This window comes from Erythrobacter rubeus, assembly GCF_014705715.1.
Lineage (GTDB): Bacteria > Pseudomonadota > Alphaproteobacteria > Sphingomonadales > Sphingomonadaceae > Erythrobacter > Erythrobacter rubeus.
The window spans coordinates 2,898,544-2,921,941 of the sequence record NZ_JACXLC010000001.1; the positions used below are offsets into that span (position 1 = coordinate 2,898,544).

A 23,398-nucleotide genomic window follows, 5' to 3' on the forward strand; every position below is an offset into this window, starting at 1 on the left:
TACGCGCCAAGAGTTAATGATCTGTGGAACCTATTTCGCGCTTGAGATCATACAGCAGCTCAAGCGCTTCGCGCGGCGATAACGCATCGATATCGGTTTGCGATAGGCGGTCTGCCAGTTTGCGCTCCGGCGTTGCTTCCGGGTCCGATTGCTGCATGGATGCGGCAAACAAAGGCAATTCGCCGAGGCCAGCCGCAATTCCGCCTGTCTCGGTTCGCGCTTCTTCGAGCTTCGCAAGAACCTGAGAGGCGCGCTTCACCACCGCATCCGGAACACCGGCCAGCTTCGCGACCGCGAGACCATATGAACGATCGGCGGGGCCCTGCGCGAGTTCGTGCAGGAGCACCAGATCGCCTTTCCACTCGCGGGCGCGCACATGGTGCAGGGAAAGAGCCTCGCAGCTTTCCGCAAGCCGCGCTAGCTCGTGATAATGCGTTGCGAAGAGGCATCGGCAGGCAATGCGCGAATGGACCGCCTCGACCACGGCCCACGCCAGTGCGAGCCCGTCATAGGTCGATGTGCCGCGTCCGACCTCGTCCAGGATGACAAAGCTGCGCTCGCTAGCTTGCGCGAGGATAGCGGCGGTCTCGACCATTTCGACCATGAAGGTCGAGCGACCGCGGGCAAGGTTGTCCGATGCGCCCACGCGGCTGAAGAGCCGGTCCACGATCCCGATCGTCGCGCTATCGGCTGGCACGAAGCAGCCGGACTGCGCCATCAGCACGATCAATGCGTTCTGCCGCAGGAAGGTCGATTTGCCGCCCATATTCGGACCACCGATCAGCCAAAGGCGGTCATCGCTGCTTAGCGAGCAGTCATTGGCCACGAAACGATCGCCTTCCTTGGCCAAGGCTGCCTCGACCACCGGATGGCGTCCGCCCTTGATCGCAATAGCGGAATCTCCGGTGATCTCCGGCCGCGTCCAATCGCCCTCTGCTGCTCGCTCGGCATTGCCTGTGGCAACGTCGATCCGCGCGAGCGCTGACGCGGTGCGAGCGATGGCTTCGCGTACGGCGGCGACTTCACCGATCAGCTCTTCGAAATGCGCTTCCTCTGCCGCCACAGCGCGGCCACCGGCTTCAGAAATGCGCGATGCTTCCTCGTGCAGACTGAGCGAGTTGAACCGAACCGCGCCTTTCATGGTCTGCCGATGGGTGAAGCCGCTCTCCGCCTCCATCAGCGCATCGGCATGCCTGCTCGGTACTTCTATGAAATAGCCTAGCACGCCGTTGTGCTTTATCTTGAGCGAGGCGATGCCGGTCTGATCGCGGTACTTTGCTTCCATTGCAGCAATGGCGCGGCGGGCATTGCCGGAGATTTCACGCAGCTCATCCAGACTTGCATCGTATCCGTCGGCGATGAAGCCGCCATTCGCGCGTTCAGTCGGCGGCGCTTCGACCAGGGCGCGGTCCAGGTGATCGATCAGCGCGCCATGGCCGGTGAGGGCAGGTAGCAAGGCATCGAGCAGACGGGGCCGATCAGTCTCGCACAAAATGCTCTCATGGATGCGAACGGCCTCGGCCAGTCCATCGCGTATCTGACCAAGGTCCCGCGGGCTGCCGCGGCCCGCGACGATGCGGCCGAGCGCTCTGCCGATATCCGGCAGCGCGCGGAGTGTTTCACGCAGATCGGATCGCTCTATCGGGCGGGCGCGCCAGAATTCGACTAGATCGAGCCGGTCGTTGATGGCGCTCTCTTGGAGAAGCGGCGCGGCAAGGTCTTCGGCCAGCAGCCTGGAACCTGCACCGGTTGTGCAGCGATCAAGCGTGGCGATGAGACTGCCTGAGCGACCACCCCGCTGCGTTTCGAGGATTTCGAGGCTCGCCCGCGTCGCCTCGTCCATTTCCATCCCCGATGCGCTCGCCCGTACAACCGGAGGAAGCAACAGCGGAAGGCTGCCTCGCCCGACATGATCGAGATAGGCGATCAATCCGCCTGCTGCGGCCATCATCGTGCGGGAAAAGTCGCCGAAGCCATCCAGTGTCGCAACGCCATGGATGGCCTTCAGCCGGTCGCTGCCCGCATCACTCGCGAAGTCACCGCGGGTGTGGAATGTCACCTCGTCGGGACCGTGAGGCCAGTCTTCCGGCACGACGATTTCAGTCGCTCCAATCCGCGCGAGCGCTGCGCCGAGCATATCGGGTGCGCACTCCTCGAGAACCATCGCTCCGGTCGAAATATCGCAGCTTGCAACGCCGACCTGCCCGCGCACTTCGGCGAGCGAGGCAAGCAGGTTCGCTCGGCGTGGATTGAGAAGCGCTTCCTCCGTCAGCGTGCCTGCCGTGACGAACCGTACGATGTCGCGCTGCACCAGCACCTTCGACGAAGGCTTGCCTTCGGCCTTGGCGCGCGCCTTGGCCTCGTCCGGCGTTTCGACCTGTTCCGCAATCGCAACCCGCTGACCGGCCTTGATCAGCCGAGCGAGATAGCCTTCCGCAGAATGGACCGGGACGCCGCACATGGGCACGGGCTCCCCGCTGTGTTCTCCGCGCGTGGTCAGCGCAATATCGAGAATATTGGCGGCTTCGCGCGCGTCGTCGAAGAACAGTTCGAAGAAATCTCCCATCCGGTAAAACAGCAGCGACCCACCGGCCTGCTCCTTCAAGGCAAGGTATTGCTGCATCATTGGCGTGGGCTGAGAGGGTTTGGGCGGCGCCATGTCTCTGGCCTAGCCAGCAAGCGAGCGATTCGGAACGGGTATGCCCCGTGTTTCCCCTATCGTTTGCGAGCCGAGCGGGCTAAGCGCGGTTTGCAAAGCGATAATTGCCGTAACGGAAAAGGGTTTTATGTCGGACGAACAACAGGCTGGTCGTAAAGGCGGTTTCACCACGCGAGAGGCGCTTTTCTACCACGAGACGATCCGGCCGGGTAAGCTTGAAGTCGTCGCGACCAAGCCGATGACATCGCAGCGCGATCTAAGCCTCGCTTATTCGCCCGGTGTCGCCGCTCCCGTTGAAGCTATCGCCGACGATCCCGCACTTGCAGCGCGCTACACCGCAAAGGCGAACCTGGTCGCGGTGATCTCCAACGGTTCGGCAATCCTTGGTCTTGGAAATCTCGGTGCGCTTGCTTCGAAGCCGGTGATGGAGGGCAAGGCAGTGCTCTTCAAACGCTTTGCCGATGTGGACTCGATCGACATCGAACTTGCCACTGAAGACCCCGAGGCATTCATCAACGCCGTCGCGCTGATGGAGCCGACCTTCGGCGGGATCAATCTGGAGGATATCAAGGCGCCTGAATGCTTCATTATCGAAGCGGCGCTGCGTGAGCGGATGAACATTCCGATCATGCATGATGACCAGCACGGTACGGCGATAATCACGGCTGCTGGATTGCTCAATGCCTGTCATCTAACGGACCGGGATATCAAGGATGTGAAGGTCGTCGTGAACGGCGCGGGCGCGGCGGCGATCGCGTGCACCGCTCTGGTCAAGGCTATGGGCGTTCCGCACGAAAATGTGATCATGTGCGATCGCTCCGGCCCGATTACTCCGGGACGCGACAATGTCGACCAGTGGAAGAGCGCGCATGCGGTCGAAACCGACGCGACCGATCTTGAAAGCGCGCTGGAAGGTGCGGATATTTTCCTCGGTCTATCGGCGGCCGGGGCCTTGAAGCCAGAATGGGTGAAGAAGATGGCTGACAAGCCGATCATCTTTGCCATGGCCAACCCGGTACCCGAGATCATGCCCGACGATGCCAAGGCGGTTCGCCCGGATGCGATCATCGCAACGGGGCGCAGCGATTTTCCAAACCAGGTGAATAACGTCCTAGGTTTCCCTTTTATCTTTCGCGGCGCGCTCGATGTGCAGGCGACGACGATCAATGAAGAAATGAAGGTGGCCGCCGCGCAGGCTATCGCCGAACTCGCCCGTGAGCGCGTGCCCGAAGAAGTGGCGAGCGCCTATGGCAAGAACCAGAAGTTCGGGACCGACTACATCATCCCGGCTCCGTTCGATCCCCGGCTGATCGAAGTGGTTTCGTCTGCGGTTGCAAAAGCGGCAATGGATTCAGGTGTTGCGCAGGCACGGATCGAGGATTTCGAGCAATACCGCCATGAGCTGAAATCGCGCCTAAACCCGACCACTTCGGTTCTCACGCGCGTGTACGATGAAGCGAAGTCCAATCCCAAACGGATGGTCTTTGCCGAAGCGGAGGAGGAGGTGGTCCTGCGCGCCGCGATCCAGTTCCGCGACTTCGGATACGGTACGCCGATCCTCGTTGGCCGGACCAAGGCGGTGCTCAACAAACTGCACCAGCTTTCGGTGTCTGATCCAGGCAGCTTCGAAATCCAGAACTCGGCCGATAGCGAGCATGTGCCCGCAATGGTCGACTATCTCTACAAACGTCTGCAGCGCCGCGGTTATACCGAACGGGACGTGCGCCGCATGGTCAACCAGGAGCGTAACGTGTTCGCAGCGCTGCTCGTTGCGTTGGGCCACGGCGACGGGGTGATCTCGGGCCTCACGCGAACCTTTGCCCAAACGGCCAAGGAGATTAACCGCGTGCTCGAGCCGAAACCCGGCGCGATCCCGTTCGGCATCCACATGATGATCGGCAAGAACCACACGACGTTCCTCGCCGACACGACGATCAACGAGCGACCGAGCGCTGCCGAGCTCGCGCATATCGCCCGCGAAACCGCGGCGGTGGCGCGCCGCATGGGTCATGAGCCGCGCGTTGCGTTCCTGTCCTATTCGACTTTCGGCAATCCTTCGGGTCAGTGGCTCAACAATATTCGCGATGCGGTGGCGATCCTCGACAGTGAGGATCCGGGCTTCGAATATGAAGGCGAAATGGCACCCGATGCGGCGCTCAATCCGAAGGTCATGGAGCTTTATCCGTTCTGCAGATTGTCGGCGCCGGCGAACGTTCTCGTCATGCCTGGCCTGCAATCGGCGAATCTGTCCGCAAAGATTCTGCGCGAGCTTGGCGGAAATGCGACCATCGGCCCGATGCTGATCGGAATGGAAAAGCCCGTGCAGATCGTTCCGATGACAGCGCTTGCGCCCGACGTACTGACTTTGGCGGTGCTTGCCGGGGCAGGCGTCGTCGGCTGATAGAAACGGATGCCGCAGACGAAAAAAGGCCCGGCAGATGCCGAGCCTCTTCGATGTGTCAGTTATTGACGACTAGTCTTGGGGTTCACGCGGCGAGCGCTTCCTTGTTGACTTTTCCGGTTGCGATATCGGTCATCCGGCGATCGCCATCATAGGTGTTGTCCAGACAGTTCTGCAGCGTTTCCGCATCGCCTGTCAGTCCCAGACGGTTCGCGAATGCGACTGCGGTTCCGTATCCTGCCAGCCCGTAATGGGTCATGCGCTGATACTGCGTAATAATCGATGCATCGAGCACGTCCTTGTCATCAATGTCGGCATTGATGGCGTGTGCCTTGGCTTCCTTTACGAGGCCTTCCATGCCCTTGCAGAATTCGCCGTTCGGGTTTGCGTCGTGGCTTTCGATCAGGTTGCGTACCTGCACCATGCCTTCCGAAATGCCCTTCACGCCGTCTTCGAGCGCGCTGCGGAGTTCATCGGAGGTCGCCTTCGCGTGCAGCTGCTTGGTCGCTTCAAGCGATTGCTTGTTCGCGCTGTAAATATCCTGCAGCTGGTCGATATAGAGGTCTTTGAGAGTGGTGATGGTCATTGGATGATGTCCCTTCGTTTGATTTGCTTTTCACCTAACCAATGGACGTGCAGGGCTTTCGTTCCAAAAAACTCGTTATATTTCCGTAACATACGATAAGGCGTTAACGACGAGAGATGAGGCGTTGGCGAGCGTCAGCGAGCGCGGTTCATCGACCGTGCTTGGTCCCGGTCGAGGTGACGCGCAGTTTCCGATTGGTGTGCTGAGCGGGCTAGATGCGCCGGAAGCGGAAGTACCAGACTTCGTGACCGAAGACCGTTCGAGCTTTGTGCTCGTAGCGCGTCTCGCTCCATCCGCTCGGCCGGTTCTGCCAGCTCGATGGGCCTTCTGCGACCCATTCGAATTTGTCGGTAAAGCGCTGCATCACCATCAGCGCGTGGCGCAGATAGATCGCATGATCCGTACCGAACCGGAATTCACCCCCGACTTTCAGCTTGTCGGCAAGCAGACCAACCGGGCCATCGTTCATCATCCGCCGCTTGGCATGCTTGTTCTTCGGCCAGGGATCCGGGTGCAGCAGGTAAGCCATCGTCAACGCTCCGTCGGGAATACGCTGAAGCACTTCGATCGCGTCGCCGTGATGGAGCCTCACATTGGCGAGGCGCTGGTCGTCCACATGACCAAGAGTCGCGGCGACGCCGTTCAGAAAAGGTTCGGCGCCAATGAAGCCGTGATTGGGCAGCAGGTCGGCGCGGTAGGCCAGATGCTCGCCGCTGCCGAACCCGATTTCGAAGTGGAGCGGGCAATCTTCTCCAAAGAGTTTTTCGGCGGTGACTTCGCCATCTTCGGGCACCGCGATCTTCGGCAGGAGATTATCGACCAGACCCTGCTGGCGGCCGCGCAGCGGTTTGCCGATGCTGCGGCCATACAGCCTGTTGAGGGTGGTGGGGTCGCCTTCTTTGAACGCAGTCATGGTGGGTCCGCTAAGGCCTTCATGGCGCAATTGTCCAGAGCGGGCTTGAGCCTCACGGGCACTCGCCCTAACTCGCCGGGCATGGATTATGTGATCAATCTCTTCGGAGAACAGCCGCTCTGGGTGCAATCGCTGATCGGGCTGGTCGCCCTTTTCGCCGCGTCACTGGTGGTCAATTACGTGCTAAAGCACGTGATCCTGCGCGTTTTGGCCCCGTATCTGGATCGCCAGACTAAGACGATCGACAAGTCCGCCGCATGGCTGGCGACAGTCGCGCCGCTGCTTATCATTTCGCGCGGCATCCGGCTCGTCCCGCACCTGCCGAAAGATGTCTACACCGTGATCACCAACGTCGCACAGGCGCTGATCGTGGTGTCGGTCGCGATGAGTATTGTCAGAGCGCTGGCATATGGCAACGAAGTCTACGAGCGACTTCCGCGCTCCAAGAACCGCCCGATCAAGGGTTTCGTACAGGTCGTGAAGATCATCGTGCTGTGCGGTGCGGTGATCATCATGATTTCGGTTTTGATCGACGAATCGCCGCTGCTGCTCTTGTCGGGTCTAGGTGCGGTGACTGCCGTGCTGCTGCTGGTCTTCAAGGACACGATCCTGTCTTTGGTCGCGAGCGTTCAATTGACGTCGAACGACATGCTCCGCGTCGGCGACTGGATCGAGATGCCGAGCATGCAGGCCGATGGCGACGTCATCGATATTTCGCTCCACACAGTGAAGGTCCAGAACTTCGACAAGACCATAACGACGATCCCGACCCATAGGCTCGTGTCGGATGCCTATCGCAACTGGCGCGGAATGAGCGAAAGTGGCGGGCGGCGGATCAAGCGATCGATTGTGCTCGACCAAAATTCCATCCGCTTTCTAAGCGATGACGAAGTCGTTGGGCTCAAGAAGTTTCGGATTTTGAAATCCTATCTCGCGGCGAAACGTGATGAGATTGCGGAGTGGAACGAAGCGGAGCTTGCTGGCGATGATCAGCCCGTCAATGCGCGCCGTCTTACCAATGTGGGTACGTTTCGCGCCTATATCGCCGCCTATATCGACTGGCATCCGCGTATCGGTGAAGGCTTCACGATGCTGGTGCGCCAGCTCGATCCCGGACCGCAGGGTCTTCCGATAGAAATCTACTGCTTTGCCGATACGACGACATGGGGCGAATACGAAGCGATCCAGGCGGATATCTTCGATCACCTGCTTTCAATCGTCCACGAGTTCGACCTGCGCGTGTTCCAGGAGCCTAGTGGGCGCGATTTTGCGTCCCTGGCTTCGACAGCGACCTGACATAAAAACACCCGGCGCGCCGTTAAGCGCACCGGGTGTCCATTGTTGGGTTATCGATCGATTTAAGCGGCTTCGGCTTCTTCGTTCGGGTCGCGCAGGACATAGCCACGGCCCCATACGGTTTCGATGTAGTTTTCACCGCCGCAAGCATGGCTCAATTTCTTGCGCAATTTGCAGATGAAGACGTCGATGATCTTGAGTTCCGGCTCGTCCATTCCGCCGTAAAGGTGGTTGAGGAACATTTCCTTGGTCAGCGTGGTGCCCTTGCGCAGTGAAAGCAGCTCGAGCATCGCATATTCCTTGCCGGTCAGGTGGACGCGGGCACCGTCGACTTCGACGGTTTTTGCATCGAGGTTCACGGCTAGCTTGCCGGTGCGGATGATCGACTGGCTGTGGCCCTTCGAACGGCGCACAACGGCGTGGATGCGGGCGACCAGCTCTTCGCGGTGGAACGGCTTGGTCACGTAATCGTCCGCGCCAAAGCCGAACGAGCGAATCTTGCTGTCCATTTCTGCGATACCCGAAAGGATCAGGACCGGCGTCTGCACCTTTGCAACGCGCAGCTTCTTGAGCACGTCATAGCCGTGCATGTCCGGAAGGTTCAGGTCGAGCAGGATGATGTCGTAATCATACAGCTTGCCCAGATCGAGGCCTTCCTCGCCCAGATCGGTTGAATAGACATTGAAGCCTTCAGTAGTGAGCATGAGCTCAATCGCTTTCGCGGTTGTCGGCTCGTCCTCAATCAACAGCACTCGCATATCTGGTCCCCTATTTGCCCCAGAACCTGGCGGCTTACCTTTTGGCAAGCTGTGTCGGTAACGCCTCGTCAAGAGGTGTTGCCATGTATTAACCACACAAGATCTGAACGGAAAAGGTTAACGCGTCGTAAACGGGTCCGTTAAAAATTTGTGAGTCTTTGAGGTAACACGTTTATTACGGGCGCTGTCCGGCACATCTTGGCTCGCCAAACGCGTACGAAGCTGCGCTTACAGATTAGCCAGCTTCTTTGCCCGCCGCCTCTGCGCACTCGATCCGATCCCGATTGCTTCCCGGTATTTGGCGACCGTGCGCCGTGCTAAATCGAAGCCTTCTTCGCCAAGCATATCGGCCAGTTTCTGGTCCGACAGCACTTTTTTGGGGTCCTCTGCATCGGTGAGCGTCTTGATCCGCGCCTTGATTGCCTCCGACGAAGCACCTTCGCCATCGCTTGATGCGACCCCGCTGGAGAAGAAGTATTTCAGCTCGAAGCAGCCGCGATCACAGTGCAGATACTTGTTACTCGTAACCCGGCTTACGGTGCTTTCATGCATGTCGATCTGCTCGGCCACTTCGCGCAAGGTTAGTGGACGCAGCTCCGACACGCCGCGGCGGAAAAATCCGTCCTGTTGTTTCACGATTTCGGTGGTCGTTTTAAGGATCGTCTTTTGCCGCTGGTCGAGCGCCCGGATCAGCCAGTGCGCATCGGCGAGCTTCTCTTTGAGCCACGATTGCGCCTGCGGATCGGGTGAGCCTTCGTTGAGCTCGACATAGTAGTTTCGGTTCACGACCAAACGCGGAAGGGTCTCTTCGTTGAGAGCGATGTCCCAGCCGCCCTGTTTGTTCGCGCTCAATAATATGTCGGGAGTGATGGCGCCGTCGGCGCTCGCTGAGAAGGCGAGGCCTGGCTTTGGATCGTAGCTCCGCAGTTCGCTGAGCATATCGGCGAAATCTTCGTCATCGACTTCGCAAAGGCGCTTGAGGCGATCGACTTCACCTCGCGCGACGAGTTCGAGATTGTCGATCAGCTTGCGCATGCATGGATCGTAGCGGTCCGCTTCGCGGGCCTGGATGGCAAGACATTCGGAAAGGCTGCGCGCGCCGACGCCGGTCGGATCGAGCATCTGCACGACCGTGAGTGCATCCTCCACCTCGTCTTTGCTGACGCCAAGATCGCCGGCAATCGTGCGAAGATCGCTGGTCAGGTAGCCGGCATCATCGAGCAACCCGATAAGGTGGCGCGCGATGAAGGCCTCCTTGGGATTGACCGCAATCGCTCCGACCTGTTCATTCAAATGCTCGCCGAGTGAGATGTCATCCGCGCGGTTGGCGTCGATGCCGGGGAAATCGCTGTCCTCGCCGCTATAGGTTGCGCCGCTCGAGCCCCATTCGCCGTCGCCTTGGGCTCCGTACCCGCCAGCCCCGTCGCCAGTGTCGCGTTCCCGGTCGAGTGCGCCGGCGTCCAGATCCAGAGGCGCCTCGCGCTCGCCCTGCGCCTGCGACATCAACTGGTCGGACGTGAACTCCTCACGCGGAATATCGTCGGGTTCGCCGGAGGAACCACGTTCCTCGCTCCTGACGCCGCCCGTTTCGAGCAGCGGATTGCTTTCGAGCGCTTCGCCGATGAAGGTTTCGATTTCGAGATTGGAGGCCGCCAGCAGCTTGATTGCCTGCTGCAGCTGCGGCGTCATCACCAATTGTTGCGATTGGCGAAGGTCCAGTCTGGGGCCGAGCGCCATTATGCGTCGATCCGTTCGGCGGTGGCCTTACCGCGCACTGTGCCTGCCCGCTGCCCCGCTCTTCCACCCGGAAGCCAATCCTCAAGGGCGGAAGGGCGGAGGAGTGGGCTGGCAAGGCACCCGGCGAACCAGGACCCACCACAAAACATCACATTTCTTCTCGCCGGACAATCACAACGTGAAGCTCTCTCCAAGGTAGAGCCGGCGCACATTTTCATCGGCGACCAGTTCCTGCGGCGTGCCGGCGAAAAGGACCTGTCCCCCATATATAATGCAGGCGCGGTCGACGATCTCGAGTGTCTCGCGAACGTTATGATCGGTTATGAGGACGCCGATACCGCGTGTTTTCAGATCGGCGACGAGATCGCGAATGTCGCTGATCGACAGCGGGTCGATCCCGGCGAAAGGCTCATCAAGCAGCATGATTGACGGTTTGGCCGCAAGCGCACGTGCAATCTCGCAGCGCCGTCTTTCACCGCCGGAAAGCGCCATGGCCGGGCTTTCGCGAAGGTGAGTGAGCCCGAATTCATTGAGCAGCCGCTCCAATTCAGCGCCGCGCGTCTCGACATCGGGCTCCACCATTTCGAGCACGCAGGCGATATTCTGCTCCACGGTCATGCCGCGAAAAATGCTGGTTTCCTGAGGCAGATAGCCAAGGCCGAGGATCGCGCGGCGATACATCGGCAGCTTGGTCACGTCTTCGCCGTCCATCAGAATCCGGCCCGAATCCGGCTTCACCAGACCCATGATCGAATAGAAACAGGTCGTCTTGCCCGCGCCGTTTGGCCCCAAAAGGCCAAGGACTTCGCCCTTGGCTACGCTGAGCGAAATGTCTGTCAGCACCGCGCGCTTGTCATAGCTCTTCGCGATCGACACAACTTCCAGCCCGCCTTCCGGCATGGGCGCAGTTGCGTCAGCTGTCTCCGGCGCGGATTCAATCAGTTGTTCTAAAGCTGAAGACTCATCCATGGAGGCAGCTTTAGCAGCCTTGCCTTAACAGGAAAGAGCCAGCGGGCGCTTTTGGCAGGATTTTTGCTTTCCCCGACAATCCAACCGTGAAGCTCTACGAGGTTTTCGATGCGCCGCGCGCAACATCATTTCATTTTGGTTACCGTGCTTGCAACTTGGCTCTCGGTTTGGAATAGTGACGATGTGAGAGAGAGATTCCGTTGGGGAGCGGTCTGATGGGCGAGTATTCGCAGCACGAAAGTGATGGAAAAGTTGGTTCGGCCGCGCAAACGCGCGCGAAGGATTGGCGCAAATCGATGAGCGACCACGTTGCTTACGCTTTGCTCGTCTATACCGGCTTACACATTTTCGTGACCGTGAAAGCGATGGCGGAGGGCTTCCCATCGCTGCTCCCATACTTTGCTCTCGTCGTTCTCGTCGCCGCCATCATCCCGGCCTGCCGGTGGTTCGAACGCCGCTGGACTGACCTTTCCGATGATCAGGCAGTAGACCCTGCCTACGCCGATGCCTTTCGCCGTGACATCATCGCGCTGTGGTTTCTCGCAATAGGTTTGCCGATCGCGCTGACCGCATTCTTCAAGGCGATTTTCGCTCTGGTTTGAGACATTACCGCCGCTGGACGGGAACGTCCCTTTCACACCCCGGTTGATCCCGCATACGCCGTTTCGGACGCTGATGGGGTTTGCCGCGTGAAAGCTTTCAAAGTCCTTTTTGTTCTTCTCGCTGCCTTCATGGCCGTGCCCTCCCTTGCGGTTTTACCGGCACTCGAACCCAGTGCGGACGAGGCCGAAGCCGCGCAGCCCGTCGAGCAGACTATCTCGCAGGGGCAGGGTGAAGGTGATGATGCGCGAATAACCGAGCGGATCGAGGGCATATTCGCGGAGTTGCCAGATTTCGGCACAGTCGAAGTCGAAACCAGTGAAGGCGTCGTCAGCCTGACCGGAACACTAGCCGATGCCGAAGCTATCGCCCGCGCGGAAGGGATCGCCTCGCGCGTTGCGGGCGTCGTTACGGTCGAAAACGCTATCGAGCGCGATCTGTCTGTCGAACAAAACCTGTCGGTTCTTGGCGAAATGACGGGGCTATTCGACAGCTTTGTATCAGGGCTTCCCCTGTTTGCTGTCGCGGTGCTCGTCGCGCTGGTGATTGGCGCCCTCGGTTATCTGATTGCTGGGCTGGGTTTTATATGGGACCGGATTGCCCCCAACGCCTTTCTCAGCGAGCTGATCCGCAGTGCGATCCGGTTTGCATTTGTCGTTGGCGGCATCGTTATCGCGCTGGACATGCTGGGTGCGGGCGCGTTGCTGGGTGCGGTCCTGGGCGGGGCAGGGGTTATCGGCATCGCGCTGGGATTTGCGATGCGCGATACAATCGAAAATTACGTAGCGTCGGTGATGCTCAGCCTGCGCCAGCCCTTCCGGCCCAACGATCATGTGCTGATCGACGATCTGGAGGGCAAGGTCATTCGCTTGACCAGCCGCGCGACGGTGCTGATGACGCTGGAGGGAAACCATCTGCGCGTGCCCAACTCGCAAGTCTTCAAGGCAGTAATCGTCAACTTCACGCGCAATCCGCAACGCCGCTTCAGTTTCGAGCTTGGCATCGATGCTGACGATGATCCGCGCGCTGCGATGCAGCTTGGCGGCGAAGTTTTGCAGGGCCTGCCCTTCGTCCTTGGCGAACCGGAACCGGCCGCACGTATCAATCAGGTCGGCGATTCCAACATCGTCATCCTGTTTCTTGGCTGGATCGACCAGCGCGAGGCCGATTGGTTCAAGTCGCGCAGTCTTGCCATCGCCGCCGTCAAGGAAGCGCTGGAAGAGGCAGGCTTCGCGTTGCCGGAGCCGATATATCGCCTGCGCTTCGATGGGCGCACCGATCCGCTGCCTATTGGACGGTCAGCGAAGGACAGTCCCAAAACGCCTTCTCCCGGGAAAAAGCGCGCATCGGCGACATCGGGTGAGACGGATGTCCGACCGGAAAGCGAGATCAGCGAAATGGTCGAGAATGAACGCCAGTCCGATCCCGAACAGGCGAAGGACCTGCTGGACCCCTCACGCCCGGTCGAATAGGTTCAATTGCCCGCGCGCTCGATAGCTTCCAGCACGATTTGCCGCGCTTCGGCACGGTCGCCCCACTTGCCGACGCGCACCCACTTTTCAGCTTCGAGATCCTTGTAGTGGGTGAAGAAATGCTCGATCTGCTGGAAGATGATCGAGGGGAGGTCCTTGGTCTCGCCAACGTCCGAATAATACGGAAAGGTCGTATCGACCGGCACGCATATCAGCTTCTCGTCGCCGCCATGTTCGTCTTCAAGATGCAGCACGCCGATAGGGCGGGCGCGCACGACACAGCCGGCCATGAATGGCGACCGGGCAATCACAAGCGCATCCAGCGGATCGCCATCGGGTGAAAGCGTGTGCGGGATGAAGCCGTAATTCGCCGGATAGCGCATGGGTGTATGCAGAATCCGGTCCACGAACAGCGCGCCGCTTTCTTTATCGAATTCGTATTTCACCGGTTCGCCTCCGGTCGGGACTTCGATAATGACGTTGAGGTCGTCGGGGACATTGTTGCCGGTCGGGATCTTGTCGATGCGCATTGTATTCTCGAATTTGTAGAGGGAGGGAATTTGCTGAGCGCGCCTCTAGCGGCTGCCGCGCCATTGCGAAAGACCTCCCTTGGTCTTAAGCGCGGCGCTCAAGAGTAGGAAACAATGTCCAAGAACACACCTAAGGCCATTCGCGGCACACAGGATATTTTCGGCCCCGAAGCGGAAGCGTTCGCTTTCGTGATCGAGACGTTCGAGCGCGTGCGGCGCCTTTATCGATTTCGCCGCGCGGAAATGCCGGTTTTCGAAAAGACCGAAGTTTTCAGCCGCGCCATTGGTGAGACAACCGATGTGGTCTCGAAAGAGATGTATTCGTTCGAGGATCGCGGAGGAGATTCGCTCACGCTTCGCCCGGAATTCACCGCCGGGATTGCGCGCGCTTACCTCTTCAATGGCTGGCAGCAGCACGCGCCGCTCAAGCTTGCGACACACGGCCCACTGTTTCGGTACGAGCGACCGCAAAAGGGCCGATATCGCCAGTTCCACCAGATCGATGCGGAGATCATCGGTGCGGCAGAGCCCCAGGCGGATGTCGAGCTGCTCGCCATGGCGGACCAGTTGCTGAAAGAGCTCGGCATCGAAGGGGTGACGCTGCACCTCAATACGCTGGGCGATGCGGACAGCCGCGAGAATTGGCGCGCCGCGCTCATCGAGTATTTCAAGGCGGTCGAAGGTGAATTGTCCGAAGACTCTCAGGAGCGGCTGGAGAAAAACCCGCTCCGGATTCTCGACAGCAAGGATCGCCGCGACCGTCAATTTGTCGCCGATGCGCCTAAGATCGATGACTTCCTGACAGATGAGGCGCTCGCATTTTTCGATAGCGTTACCAGCGGGCTCGATGCAGCTGGCGTCAAATGGAAACGCGCCGAAAGCCTCGTGCGCGGGCTCGATTACTACCGTCACACGGCGTTCGAATTCATCCCGGACGAAGGCTCCGCCGCTGCGGACGCCCTGGGCGCGCAGAGCACCGTCCTCGGCGGTGGGCGCTATGACGGATTGATGGAATCGCTCGGCGGCGCGGCAACGCCCGCGGTCGGCTGGGCCGCGGGGATCGAGCGGCTGGCTATGCTGGTGGGCGAGAAGGGCGAGCCACTTGCCGATGTGATCGTCGTGGTCGAGAATGACGAACGGATGAGCGATGCGATTTCCGCTCTCGGCAAACTTCGGGCGTCGGGCCTTTCTGCCGATCTTTTTGCGACTGGGAGCGCGCGCAAGCGGTTCGATAAAGCGGTCAAATCCGGCGCACGCTCGATTGTGGCTTTCGATATGCGCGGTGACGAACCCACTAGCCGCATCAAAGCCGAAGATGCTGACGCGGCACGCCTGGAGGCGCTGCTTCGCTGAGCCATGCAAATCCCCGCAGCACGCCTTGATCAGATCGCCAATCGCTTCGCCGAACTCGAAGCGCGCATGGCGAGCGGAACGCTTGAGGGCGACGAGTTCGTCCAGGCATCGCGTGACTATGCCGAGCTTGAGCCGGTGGCGAAGATCGCTGCTGACGTTACCGCCATGCGGGCGGAGCTCGCCGGGCTCGAAGAGATGTTGGCCGACCCGGAAATGAAGGCGATGGCGCAGGAGGAGCTAGAACAGCTTCGCGAAGCGCTGCCTAAAAAAGAGCGCGCACTCGCAATCGCGTTGCTTCCGCGCGATGCTGCTGACAGCAAGCCAGCCATGCTTGAAATTCGCGCCGGCACTGGCGGCGATGAAGCCGCGCTGTTCGCCGGCGATCTTTATCGCATGTATGAACGCTTCGCTGCCGAGCAGGGCTGGAAGGTCGAACCGGTCAGCATGAATGCGAGCGAGGTGGGCGGCTTCAAGGAAATCGTCGCCAATGTGACTGGCTCCGGAGTGTTCGCGAAGCTCAAGTTCGAAAGCGGCGTCCACCGTGTCCAGCGTGTGCCGGTCACCGAAAGTGGCGGGCGCATTCACACCAGCGCGGCAACCGTCGCGGTTTTGCCTGAACCGGATGACGTGGATATCGATATCGATCCCGGTGATCTGAAGATCGACACGTACCGCGCGAGCGGAGCGGGCGGTCAGCACGTCAACACCACCGACAGCGCGATTCGGATCACGCACGAGCCGACCGGCATCGTCGTCACCTGCCAGGACGGGCGCAGCCAACACAAGAACCGCGAAAAGGCGATGCAGGTGCTGCGCGCGCGATTATTCGAAAAATCGCGCGATGAGGCCCAAGGGGCCGAGGCAGAGGCGCGCAAGGCGATGGTGGGCAGCGGCGACCGCTCCGAACGCATCCGCACCTATAATTTCCCGCAAGGCCGCGTGACGGACCACCGCATCGGGCTGACCCTGCACAAGCTTGAGGAAGTGCTCGCCGGGACAGGTTTGAGCGAGCTCGTCGATGCGCTGATTTCCGAGGATGAGGGCAAGCGGCTGGCCGCGCTTTCCGAATGACCATCGCCGAAGCGATCCGCGCTGCGGCTGAAACTCTGTCGAAAACAAGTGATACGGCGCGCCTGGATGCAGAATTGCTGATGGCGCATGCGAAAGGGATAAACCGGTCGGACCTGCTCCTGCGGGCAATGCAGAATGAGGCGCCTGCAGGGTTCGAAGCCTTGATAAAGCGCCGCGCATCGCACGAACCCGTCGCCTACATCACGGGTACCCAGGAGTTTTATGGCCGCTCTTTTGCGGTTGGACCCGGCGTTCTGATCCCGCGCGGGGATAGCGAAACGCTGATCGACGCGGCGCTGGAGACCGTTCCGAACGCGAAGCGCGTTCTCGACTTGGGGACCGGTTCGGGCGCGCTATTGATCACGGTATTGCTTGAATTCGAAGGAGCAAGCGGCATCGGGATCGATGCGTCGGAAGTCGCTGTGCAAACGGCGCGGGAAAACGCCCAGAGCCTTGGCCTGATCGGCGCGCAAGCTCGAATACTGAAGCGGGATTGGCGCAGAGATGGTTGGCATCGCGACCTTGGCGAATTCGACTTGATCCTGTGCAATCCGCCCTACGTCGAAGACGATGCCGAACTTGAACGCGATGTTCGCGAGTTCGAGCCCGGTCGCGCTCTATTTGCAGGGCCCGAGGGACTTGACGACTATCGCCTCCTCATCCCGCAAATTGCCAACCATCTAAATGAGGATGGTGCTGCAATCTTCGAGATTGGGGCGACTCAGGCTGAAACTGTCACGAAAATTGCCGAAACTGCCGGTTTTTCGGTAGAGATGCGACGTGATCTTGCAAATCGGCCACGGGCTTTGGTCTTCCGCACATGAAAACACCCCCAGGGCTTGGCAAACGTGCTTTGGATGGCTACCTCCGAATCAGGCCACTGATTTGTGAACTGCGCAAAATCACCGGCCAAGCTCCAAATTCGATGTCAGAAGGCCGTCAGGGCAAGCCCGCGGTCATGGCAGCAGGGAGCGCGCGTCATCCATTTTTCGCGCACAGAAGAGCAGTTTGTTGGCCAAGAGTGCAGCCCATGGCTGCGCAAGGTCGCTAAGGGGAAGAATTTCCTTGAATAACAATCGTAACAATCGTCGCCGCGGTCGCGGCAATCGCAACCAGGGCGGCGGCGGAGGCAATCAGCTTAACCGGATCGACAGCCGGGCGCGTGGCAACGCGCCGCAATTGCTCGACAAGTACAAGAAGCTGGCGCAGGACGCACAGCATAATGGCGATCGGGTTCAGGCCGAGTATTACCTGCAATTCGCCGATCATTATTTCCGTGTGATAGCCGACAACAAGGCACGTCAGGAAGAAGCCCGTGCCAAGCGTAATGAAGAGCGCGGTCAGGCGAACGACGACAGCGACGATGATGACGGCGACAATCGCCGGAACGACAATCGACGTGGCGGGAACCGCAGAACGCGCGGCCGCCGCGACGATGCGAACGAACAGCGCGGCAGTGACGCCGATCAGGACAGCGAAAGCAGTGCTTCTGAGGATACATCGGATGATGAAAAGCCCAAGCGGCGTGCGCGCAAGCCGAAGAGCGATGCAGCCGAGGGCGGAGACAAGCCGAAACGGCGCAAGCCCCGCACGGCGGATGCTGGCGACGGTTCGGACGCGGGCGAGATCGACTCCTCGGTCCTCCCCCCTGCGATCAGCGCGGGTTCTGCGCCCGATAAGGACAGCGACGATAGCCTAGAGGCGGTCGGCTGATCGGAATCTGAGGGGCGGCATCTAGCAGGCGCGGATAGCTTCGTATGAGCTCGCGGCTTCAAGAACTGGCGATGCTCGCGAGAGCGCGACCCGGCATCAGCTCGATTGTGCTCGGACTGATTGCGGCCTGCGGGTATCCGCCGCTGCACGCTTGGTGGATCGCGCTGCCCGCGCTCGCCGCGTTCCTAGTCCTGCTGCGCGAGGCAAAAAGCTGGAAATCGGCTGCTTGGCTAGGCTGGTTGTTCGGCTGGGCTCACCTGACGCTCGCGAACAACTGGATCGCGACGGCTTTTACCTACCAGGCGAAGATGCCCGAGTTTCTCGGCTGGATCGCCGTGCCGCTCCTTTGCGTGTACCTCGCCGTCTATCCTGCGCTTGCTGCGCTCTTTACTCACCTCCTCACACGAAAGCTAAGTGCCAGCGCGTTCGGAGTGGTGTTCGCTGGCGCTTGGATCGTGACCGAATGGTTGCGGGCTTGGGTCTTCACCGGCTATCCGTGGCCGCCGCTCGGCCTTGTGCTGCTTGGCGATTGGGAGAGCGCGGGGATCGCAGCGGTTCTGCCGTGGCTGGGCACATACGCGCTGTCCGGGCTCGCAATACTAGTCGCAGCGCTTTTGGCATGGGCGTTCTCTGCCCGTCGCTGGCTGATTGGCGCTGCTGTCAGTCTGATCGTTGCGACGGCCATGCTGCTGCCGGGCGGGATCGGCGATCCGGGTGACAGCGACGTCAATTATACGCTGGTCCAGCCACTGCTCTTGCAGGACGAGATCAACGATCCGAGAAAATTCGAAGAGCAGTTCGAGCGGATCACGCGCCTGACATTGCCGGGTCGCGAGCAATCACGCCTCGTCCTCTGGCCGGAAAGCGCAGTCCCCGATTACCTCGAAGAAGGGTATCCGCAGCGCTATTACGACCGGATGACCGCGGGCGGCGATCCGGTGCTGGCCCGGAGGCGCATGGCGGCGGTCGCAGGTGCAGATGCAACATTGCTTACCGGTGCGGTCAATCTCGATTTTAAAGAGGAGTTTGGGATCAAGCGCGTCGAAACGGCACGCAATTCGGTGCTCGCGATCGATGCCGAGGGCGAGATAACCGGTCATTACGCCAAGGCCCATCTCGTCCCTTACGGCGAATATCTGCCGCTGCGCCCGATACTCGAACCGCTTGGCTTCTCGCGATTGGTGGCGGGGTCGATCGATTATGATCCCGGTCCCGGGCCCGGAACGCTCGATCTGGGCGAGCATGGGAAAGCGGGCATCCAGATCTGTTATGAGATTGTGTTCTCAGGAGAGGTTGTCGATCAGGCGGACCGGCCAGATTACATCTTCAACCCTTCGAATGATGGCTGGTTCGGATACTGGGGGCCACCGCAGCATCTCGCGCATGCGCGGCTTCGGGCGATCGAAGAAGGCCTCCCGGTGCTGCGCTCGACTACGACCGGGATCAGCGCGGTAATCGACGCCACCGGTATCGTGCGCCAGTCGATCCCGATGGGCGAGGCCGAGGCTGTCAGCGGCGTGATCCCTGCCGCCAAAAGTCCAACGCTCTTTTCGCGCTTTGGCAACGTGCTTCCGCTTGGATGGGCCGCCTTCCTGCTTTTCCTCGGATTGGCAGGCCCGAGAGTGCTTGCGCTGCGCTGGCGGCGAGGCTAGGGATCACTCGAGACATAAAGGTTTCCTTATATCTGCATAAGGAGCCGCGAACCGAGATCGAGATTTACCGGGAGTACCCATGCGCAGCGATTTTCTTTTCACCTCCGAAAGCGTTTCAGAAGGCCACCCGGACAAGGTTTCCGACCAAATCTCGGACGCAATCGTCGATCTGATGCTGTCGAAGGACCCGGAATCCCGCGTTGCCTGTGAAACGATGACGACGACCCAGCGCGTGATCTTGTCAGGCGAAATTCGCTGTGCGCCTATGTATGACGAGGATAACGAAGACTGGGCCGTCAATGGCGGCTGGGCTCCCGGCGCGAAGGAAGAGATCGAGCAGGCGGTTCGCAGAACCGTTCGTGATATCGGTTATGAGCAGGATGGCTTTCACTGGAAGACACTGATCTTCGAAAACCACTTGCATGGACAGTCTGCCCACATCGCTCAGGGTGTGGATGCTGGCGGTGACGGCTCGAACAAGGATGAGGGCGCGGGCGATCAGGGTATCATGTTCGGGTTCGCCTGCGACGAAACGCCCGACCTCATGCCTGCCCCGATCGATTACAGCCACAAGATCCTCGAAAAACTCGCTGCCGACCGCCATTCGGGCGCGGCACCGTTTCTCGAGCCCGATGCCAAGAGCCAAGTGACGCTGCGCTACAAGGATGGAAAGCCTGTCGCCTGTACCGCGATTGTCGTGAGCACCCAGCATGCCGAAGGTTATGATGAGGGTGATAAGGAAGCCGAGCTCAAATCCTACGTCAAAGGCGTGGTGACCGATGTCTTGCCCGACGGTTTCATCTCCGGCGAAACCCAGTGGCACATCAACCCTACCGGCAGCTTCGTGATTGGCGGTCCAGACGGAGATGCCGGCCTTACCGGGCGCAAGATCATCGTCGACACCTATGGCGGCGCCAGCCCGCACGGTGGCGGCGCCTTCAGCGGGAAGGACCCGACGAAGGTCGATCGCAGCGCAGCCTACATCACTCGCTACCTCGCCAAGAATGTGGTGGCGGCCGGACTTGCGAGCCGCTGCACGATCCAGATCGCCTATGCCATAGGCGTTTCGGAGCCTCTGTCGCTTTATGTCGATACTCACGGCACCTGCGGCGGAGGCGCCGACGATGCAGCCATCGAAGAAGCGATCAAATCGATCACCAAGCTTGGCGGCCTGACACCGCGCGCGATCCGCACGCATCTCGGCCTGAACAAGCCGATCTATCGCAAGAGCGCAGCCTATGGACACTTTGGCCGCACCGCCGATGGCGATTTCTTCCCCTGGGAGAAAACGGATTTGGTCGAAGATCTGAAGGCAGCTCTCGCCTGATCTGATAGGGGCACTGCCGATGGTAGTGCCAACACCCAGCACAAGGCGCCTAGTCGAGCTCGATGCGCTGCGCGGTCTCGCCGTGGTCGGGATCGTGTTGATGAACGTCTATGCGTTCGCGCTGCCTTTGCAGGCGTATTACAAACCCGCCGCGTATGGAGCGGAAAGCGCGGCCGACCGGGTGATCTGGGCTGTCAGCTTCGTCTTTATCGAGGACAAGTTCCGTACGCTTTTTGCGATGCTGTTCGGTGCGGGATGCCTGATTCTGTGGGAGCGGGAAACGGATCGCCCTCTGAGGACGCACTATGCGCGGATGGCGGTGCTCTTCGCGATAGGTCTTGGGCATTCGATACTTCTTGCAAATAACGATGTGCTGCGCGGCTATGCGTTTGCCGGCCTGGTCTTGCCATTCCTAATGCAGCTTTCGCACCGGGCTCTTTATGCCGTCGCCATCGGGTTTGTCTGGGTCCATGTCGGCGGCGGCATCGTTCTTTTCGGTGGCAGCATTCTCGATCTTTATGCTGGGCGAATGGGAACCGACGCCTCGCTCTTCGTTGAGCGAAATTTCGGGACCGATGAGCCGGCCCTTCGGTATGCGCTGCAACTGGGAAATGAGGGCTTTGGCGAACGCATCGCCCGCAGGTGGGCGGATATCCCGAGCCAGTTGCGGGTGGTTGCGGGCTCTGTTCCGATCAATCTCGCGGCTATGACACTGGGCATGGCGCTCTGGAAGGACCGCATGTTCGCGCGTGAATGGCGTATCTTTCGAATGCAGCGGCTGGCCGCAATCAGCGCCGCTATTTCGCTTCCCATGCTACTACTGCTCGCATGGTGGGTGGCCGATAACGGCTTTCCGGGCGCACTTGTGGGTGCGTCCTCGCTCATATTTTCCGCGCCATTCGACACGCTTTTGGCTCTATCATACGCGGCATTGGCGATGGCTTTTTTCAACGCGCCCGGAAAGCTAACGAAGCATCTCGCCGCAGTAGGCCGCTTGGCTCTTACCAATTACCTTATGAGCAGCGTCATGTTAGCCGCGATCTTTGCGAGTTGGGGACTGGGATTGTTCGGCGAAGTCTCGCGCTCTCAGGCGTTCGCGCTCGGTCTTATTCCGATCATCGCGATTTGCCTGTGGTCGCCAATCTGGTTCAAGCACCTTGGAAACGGCCCGTTCGAGCGGTTTTGGCGCCTTGGGGTCAGACTTCTTTCCTAATCGTCCTCACCCTGCATTGGCGAGGGTCGGTCGAGCGCCAGTTCGGCATCGGAGAAGGTGAAAGGCGAGCGCACGCCCGGCATCCCGCCTAGGTCCACCCGGAGCTGCCGCGCGATCACTTGCGGGTCTGCGAAGACCTCGTCCAATCGGTTGATTGGTCCGGCGGGCACGCCCTTCGCTTTGCATTCGGCGAGAAGCTCTGCCTTTGACCAAGTCCTCGTTGCGTTCGCGATTTCGGTATCGAGCGCCGCAGCGTTGGCGGTGCGATCGCCGTTGGTAACGAACCGCACGTCCTCCGCCAGCTCAGGCAATCCGAGTAACTCGGCAAGCTTCCTGAAAAGCCTATCATTGGCAGGCGCGAGGATCACATGCCCGCCACGCACCGGAAAGACGCCATACGGCGCGACCTGCGCGTGCGCGTTGCCCATGCGCGGCGGGTTTTCACCCGTGGTCAAGAAATACGTTGCCTGATTGGCGAGCAGCGCAACCGAGCAATCGAGCAGGCTCATATCGACCAGCTGTCCGGCGCCTGTTCGCGCGCGCTGGATCAAGGCTGCCTGTATCCCATTGGCCGCGTAAACCCCGGTGGACAGGTCCGAGATGGAAACGCCCATCTTTACCGGATCACCCTCCGGCTCTCCGGTGACCGACATGAAGCCGCTCATCCCCTGGATAACGAAATCATAGCCGGCCTCATGCGCACGCGGGCCGGTCTGGCCGAAGCCGGTGATCGAACAATAGACCAGTGCAGGATTGCTTGCTTTCAGCGAAGCGTAATCAAGGCCGAACTTGTCGAGGCTGCCGGTCTTGAAATTCTCGATCAGCACATCTGCTGAAACGGCAAGTTCCCGCACCCGCTCAAGATCGGCATCATCGCGGAAATCGGCGATGATCGATCGTTTTCCGCGATTGCAAGCGTGGTAGTAAGCGGCCTCGCGGTGCACCTTGCCGGTTTTGTCGGTGCGCTCGACCCATGGCGGACCCCATTGGCGCGTGCCGTCGCCTTCCGGGCTCTCGACCTTGATCACGTCCGCACCAAGATCGGCCAGGATCTGCCCCGCCCATGGTCCGGCGAGCACGCGGGCGAGCTCAAGCATCTTTATCCCGGCGAGCGGCGCTTTGGGATTGCGGGGATGATCGAGCCACAT

At 60.1% G+C, this 23,398-nt stretch carries 19 protein-coding genes; 11 read left to right on the forward strand and 8 right to left on the reverse strand.

The window, feature by feature from the left end; all coding sequences use genetic code 11:
- Positions 1-13: 13 nt before the first annotated feature.
- A complete protein-coding gene (mutS, locus tag IB285_RS14325; RefSeq protein WP_456237369.1) occupies positions 14-2,659 on the reverse strand; it encodes a DNA mismatch repair protein MutS in 2,646 nt (881 codons plus the stop codon).
- Between the two features lie 127 nt (positions 2,660-2,786).
- On the opposite strand from mutS, the gene IB285_RS14330 reads away from it, so the two are divergent.
- Entirely contained in the window at positions 2,787-5,060 is a 2,274-nt protein-coding gene (locus tag IB285_RS14330) for an NADP-dependent malic enzyme (protein WP_190788795.1), read from the forward strand.
- Positions 5,061-5,145: 85 nt separating this feature from the next.
- Here the strand turns inward: IB285_RS14330 and IB285_RS14335 are convergent, their stop codons facing one another.
- Entirely contained in the window at positions 5,146-5,646 is a 501-nt protein-coding gene (locus tag IB285_RS14335) for a ferritin-like domain-containing protein (RefSeq protein WP_190788796.1), read from the reverse strand.
- A gap of 211 nt (positions 5,647-5,857) precedes the next feature.
- On the reverse strand, positions 5,858-6,559 hold the full coding sequence (trmB, locus tag IB285_RS14340) for a tRNA (guanine(46)-N(7))-methyltransferase TrmB (RefSeq protein ID WP_190788797.1): 702 nt from the start codon (positions 6,557-6,559) through the stop codon (positions 5,858-5,860).
- A gap of 81 nt (positions 6,560-6,640) precedes the next feature.
- Between trmB and IB285_RS14345 the strand changes: the two genes are divergently transcribed.
- Positions 6,641-7,855: a mechanosensitive ion channel family protein gene (locus tag IB285_RS14345; protein WP_190788798.1), complete on the forward strand. Its 1,215-nt coding sequence runs from the start codon at positions 6,641-6,643 to the stop codon at positions 7,853-7,855.
- A gap of 62 nt (positions 7,856-7,917) precedes the next feature.
- Here the strand turns inward: IB285_RS14345 and ctrA are convergent, their stop codons facing one another.
- The 3 genes from ctrA to lptB form a co-directional block, all read right to left on the reverse strand.
- Positions 7,918-8,613 carry a response regulator transcription factor CtrA gene (gene ctrA, locus IB285_RS14350; RefSeq protein WP_142787809.1) on the reverse strand — a complete coding sequence of 232 codons (696 nt, stop codon included), beginning with the start codon at positions 8,611-8,613 and terminating at the stop codon, positions 7,918-7,920.
- Between the two features lie 228 nt (positions 8,614-8,841).
- Positions 8,842-10,350, reverse strand: coding sequence for an RNA polymerase factor sigma-54 (gene rpoN / locus IB285_RS14355; RefSeq protein ID WP_190788799.1), 1,509 nt, complete (start codon positions 10,348-10,350; stop codon positions 8,842-8,844).
- 171 nt (positions 10,351-10,521) lie between these two features.
- On the reverse strand, positions 10,522-11,250 hold the full coding sequence (gene lptB, locus IB285_RS14360; RefSeq protein WP_234033243.1) for an LPS export ABC transporter ATP-binding protein: 729 nt from the start codon (positions 11,248-11,250) through the stop codon (positions 10,522-10,524).
- A gap of 284 nt (positions 11,251-11,534) precedes the next feature.
- On the opposite strand from lptB, the gene IB285_RS14365 reads away from it, so the two are divergent.
- Together IB285_RS14365 and IB285_RS14370 are read left to right on the forward strand one after the other, a co-directional pair.
- Positions 11,535-11,921, forward strand: a complete 387-nt coding sequence (locus IB285_RS14365; RefSeq protein ID WP_190788801.1) for a hypothetical protein — start codon at positions 11,535-11,537, stop codon at positions 11,919-11,921.
- A gap of 129 nt (positions 11,922-12,050) precedes the next feature.
- Positions 12,051-13,391, forward strand: a complete 1,341-nt coding sequence (locus IB285_RS14370; RefSeq protein WP_190788802.1) for a mechanosensitive ion channel family protein — start codon at positions 12,051-12,053, stop codon at positions 13,389-13,391.
- 2 nt (positions 13,392-13,393) lie between these two features.
- On the opposite strand, the gene ppa is transcribed toward IB285_RS14370, so the two are convergent.
- The gene (ppa, locus tag IB285_RS14375; protein ID WP_190788803.1) at positions 13,394-13,921 is read right to left on the reverse strand and encodes an inorganic diphosphatase; all 528 of its coding nucleotides are present in this window, start codon (positions 13,919-13,921) and stop codon (positions 13,394-13,396) included.
- Between the two features lie 114 nt (positions 13,922-14,035).
- On the opposite strand from ppa, the gene hisS reads away from it, so the two are divergent.
- The 7 genes from hisS (at position 14,036) to IB285_RS14410 (ending at position 22,250) form a co-directional block, all read left to right on the forward strand.
- Entirely contained in the window at positions 14,036-15,274 is a 1,239-nt protein-coding gene (gene hisS, locus IB285_RS14380; protein ID WP_190788804.1) for a histidine--tRNA ligase, read from the forward strand.
- Between the two features lie 3 nt (positions 15,275-15,277).
- Positions 15,278-16,345: a peptide chain release factor 1 gene (gene prfA / locus IB285_RS14385; protein ID WP_190788805.1), complete on the forward strand. Its 1,068-nt coding sequence runs from the start codon at positions 15,278-15,280 to the stop codon at positions 16,343-16,345.
- Positions 16,342-17,169, forward strand: a complete 828-nt coding sequence (gene prmC / locus IB285_RS14390; protein ID WP_190788806.1) for a peptide chain release factor N(5)-glutamine methyltransferase — start codon at positions 16,342-16,344, stop codon at positions 17,167-17,169. Before prfA ends, prmC begins: the two co-directional genes overlap by 4 nt.
- A 241-nt stretch (positions 17,170-17,410) precedes the next feature.
- Entirely contained in the window at positions 17,411-18,058 is a 648-nt protein-coding gene (locus IB285_RS14395) for a DUF4167 domain-containing protein (protein WP_190788807.1), read from the forward strand.
- Between the two features lie 44 nt (positions 18,059-18,102).
- On the forward strand, positions 18,103-19,710 hold the full coding sequence (gene lnt / locus IB285_RS14400) for an apolipoprotein N-acyltransferase (protein ID WP_234033250.1): 1,608 nt from the start codon (positions 18,103-18,105) through the stop codon (positions 19,708-19,710).
- A 79-nt stretch (positions 19,711-19,789) separates the two neighbouring features.
- Complete coding sequence (gene metK / locus IB285_RS14405) at positions 19,790-21,037, forward strand: methionine adenosyltransferase (RefSeq protein ID WP_190788808.1); 1,248 nt, start codon at positions 19,790-19,792, stop codon at positions 21,035-21,037.
- 19 nt (positions 21,038-21,056) lie between these two features.
- Positions 21,057-22,250 (forward strand): DUF418 domain-containing protein, encoded by a 1,194-nt coding sequence (locus IB285_RS14410; protein WP_190788809.1) that lies wholly within the window; start codon positions 21,057-21,059, stop codon positions 22,248-22,250.
- On the opposite strand, the gene IB285_RS14415 is transcribed toward IB285_RS14410, so the two are convergent.
- Positions 22,247-23,398 (reverse strand): CaiB/BaiF CoA transferase family protein, encoded by a 1,152-nt coding sequence (locus tag IB285_RS14415; RefSeq protein ID WP_190788810.1) that lies wholly within the window; start codon positions 23,396-23,398, stop codon positions 22,247-22,249. The genes IB285_RS14410 and IB285_RS14415 overlap by 4 nt on opposite strands.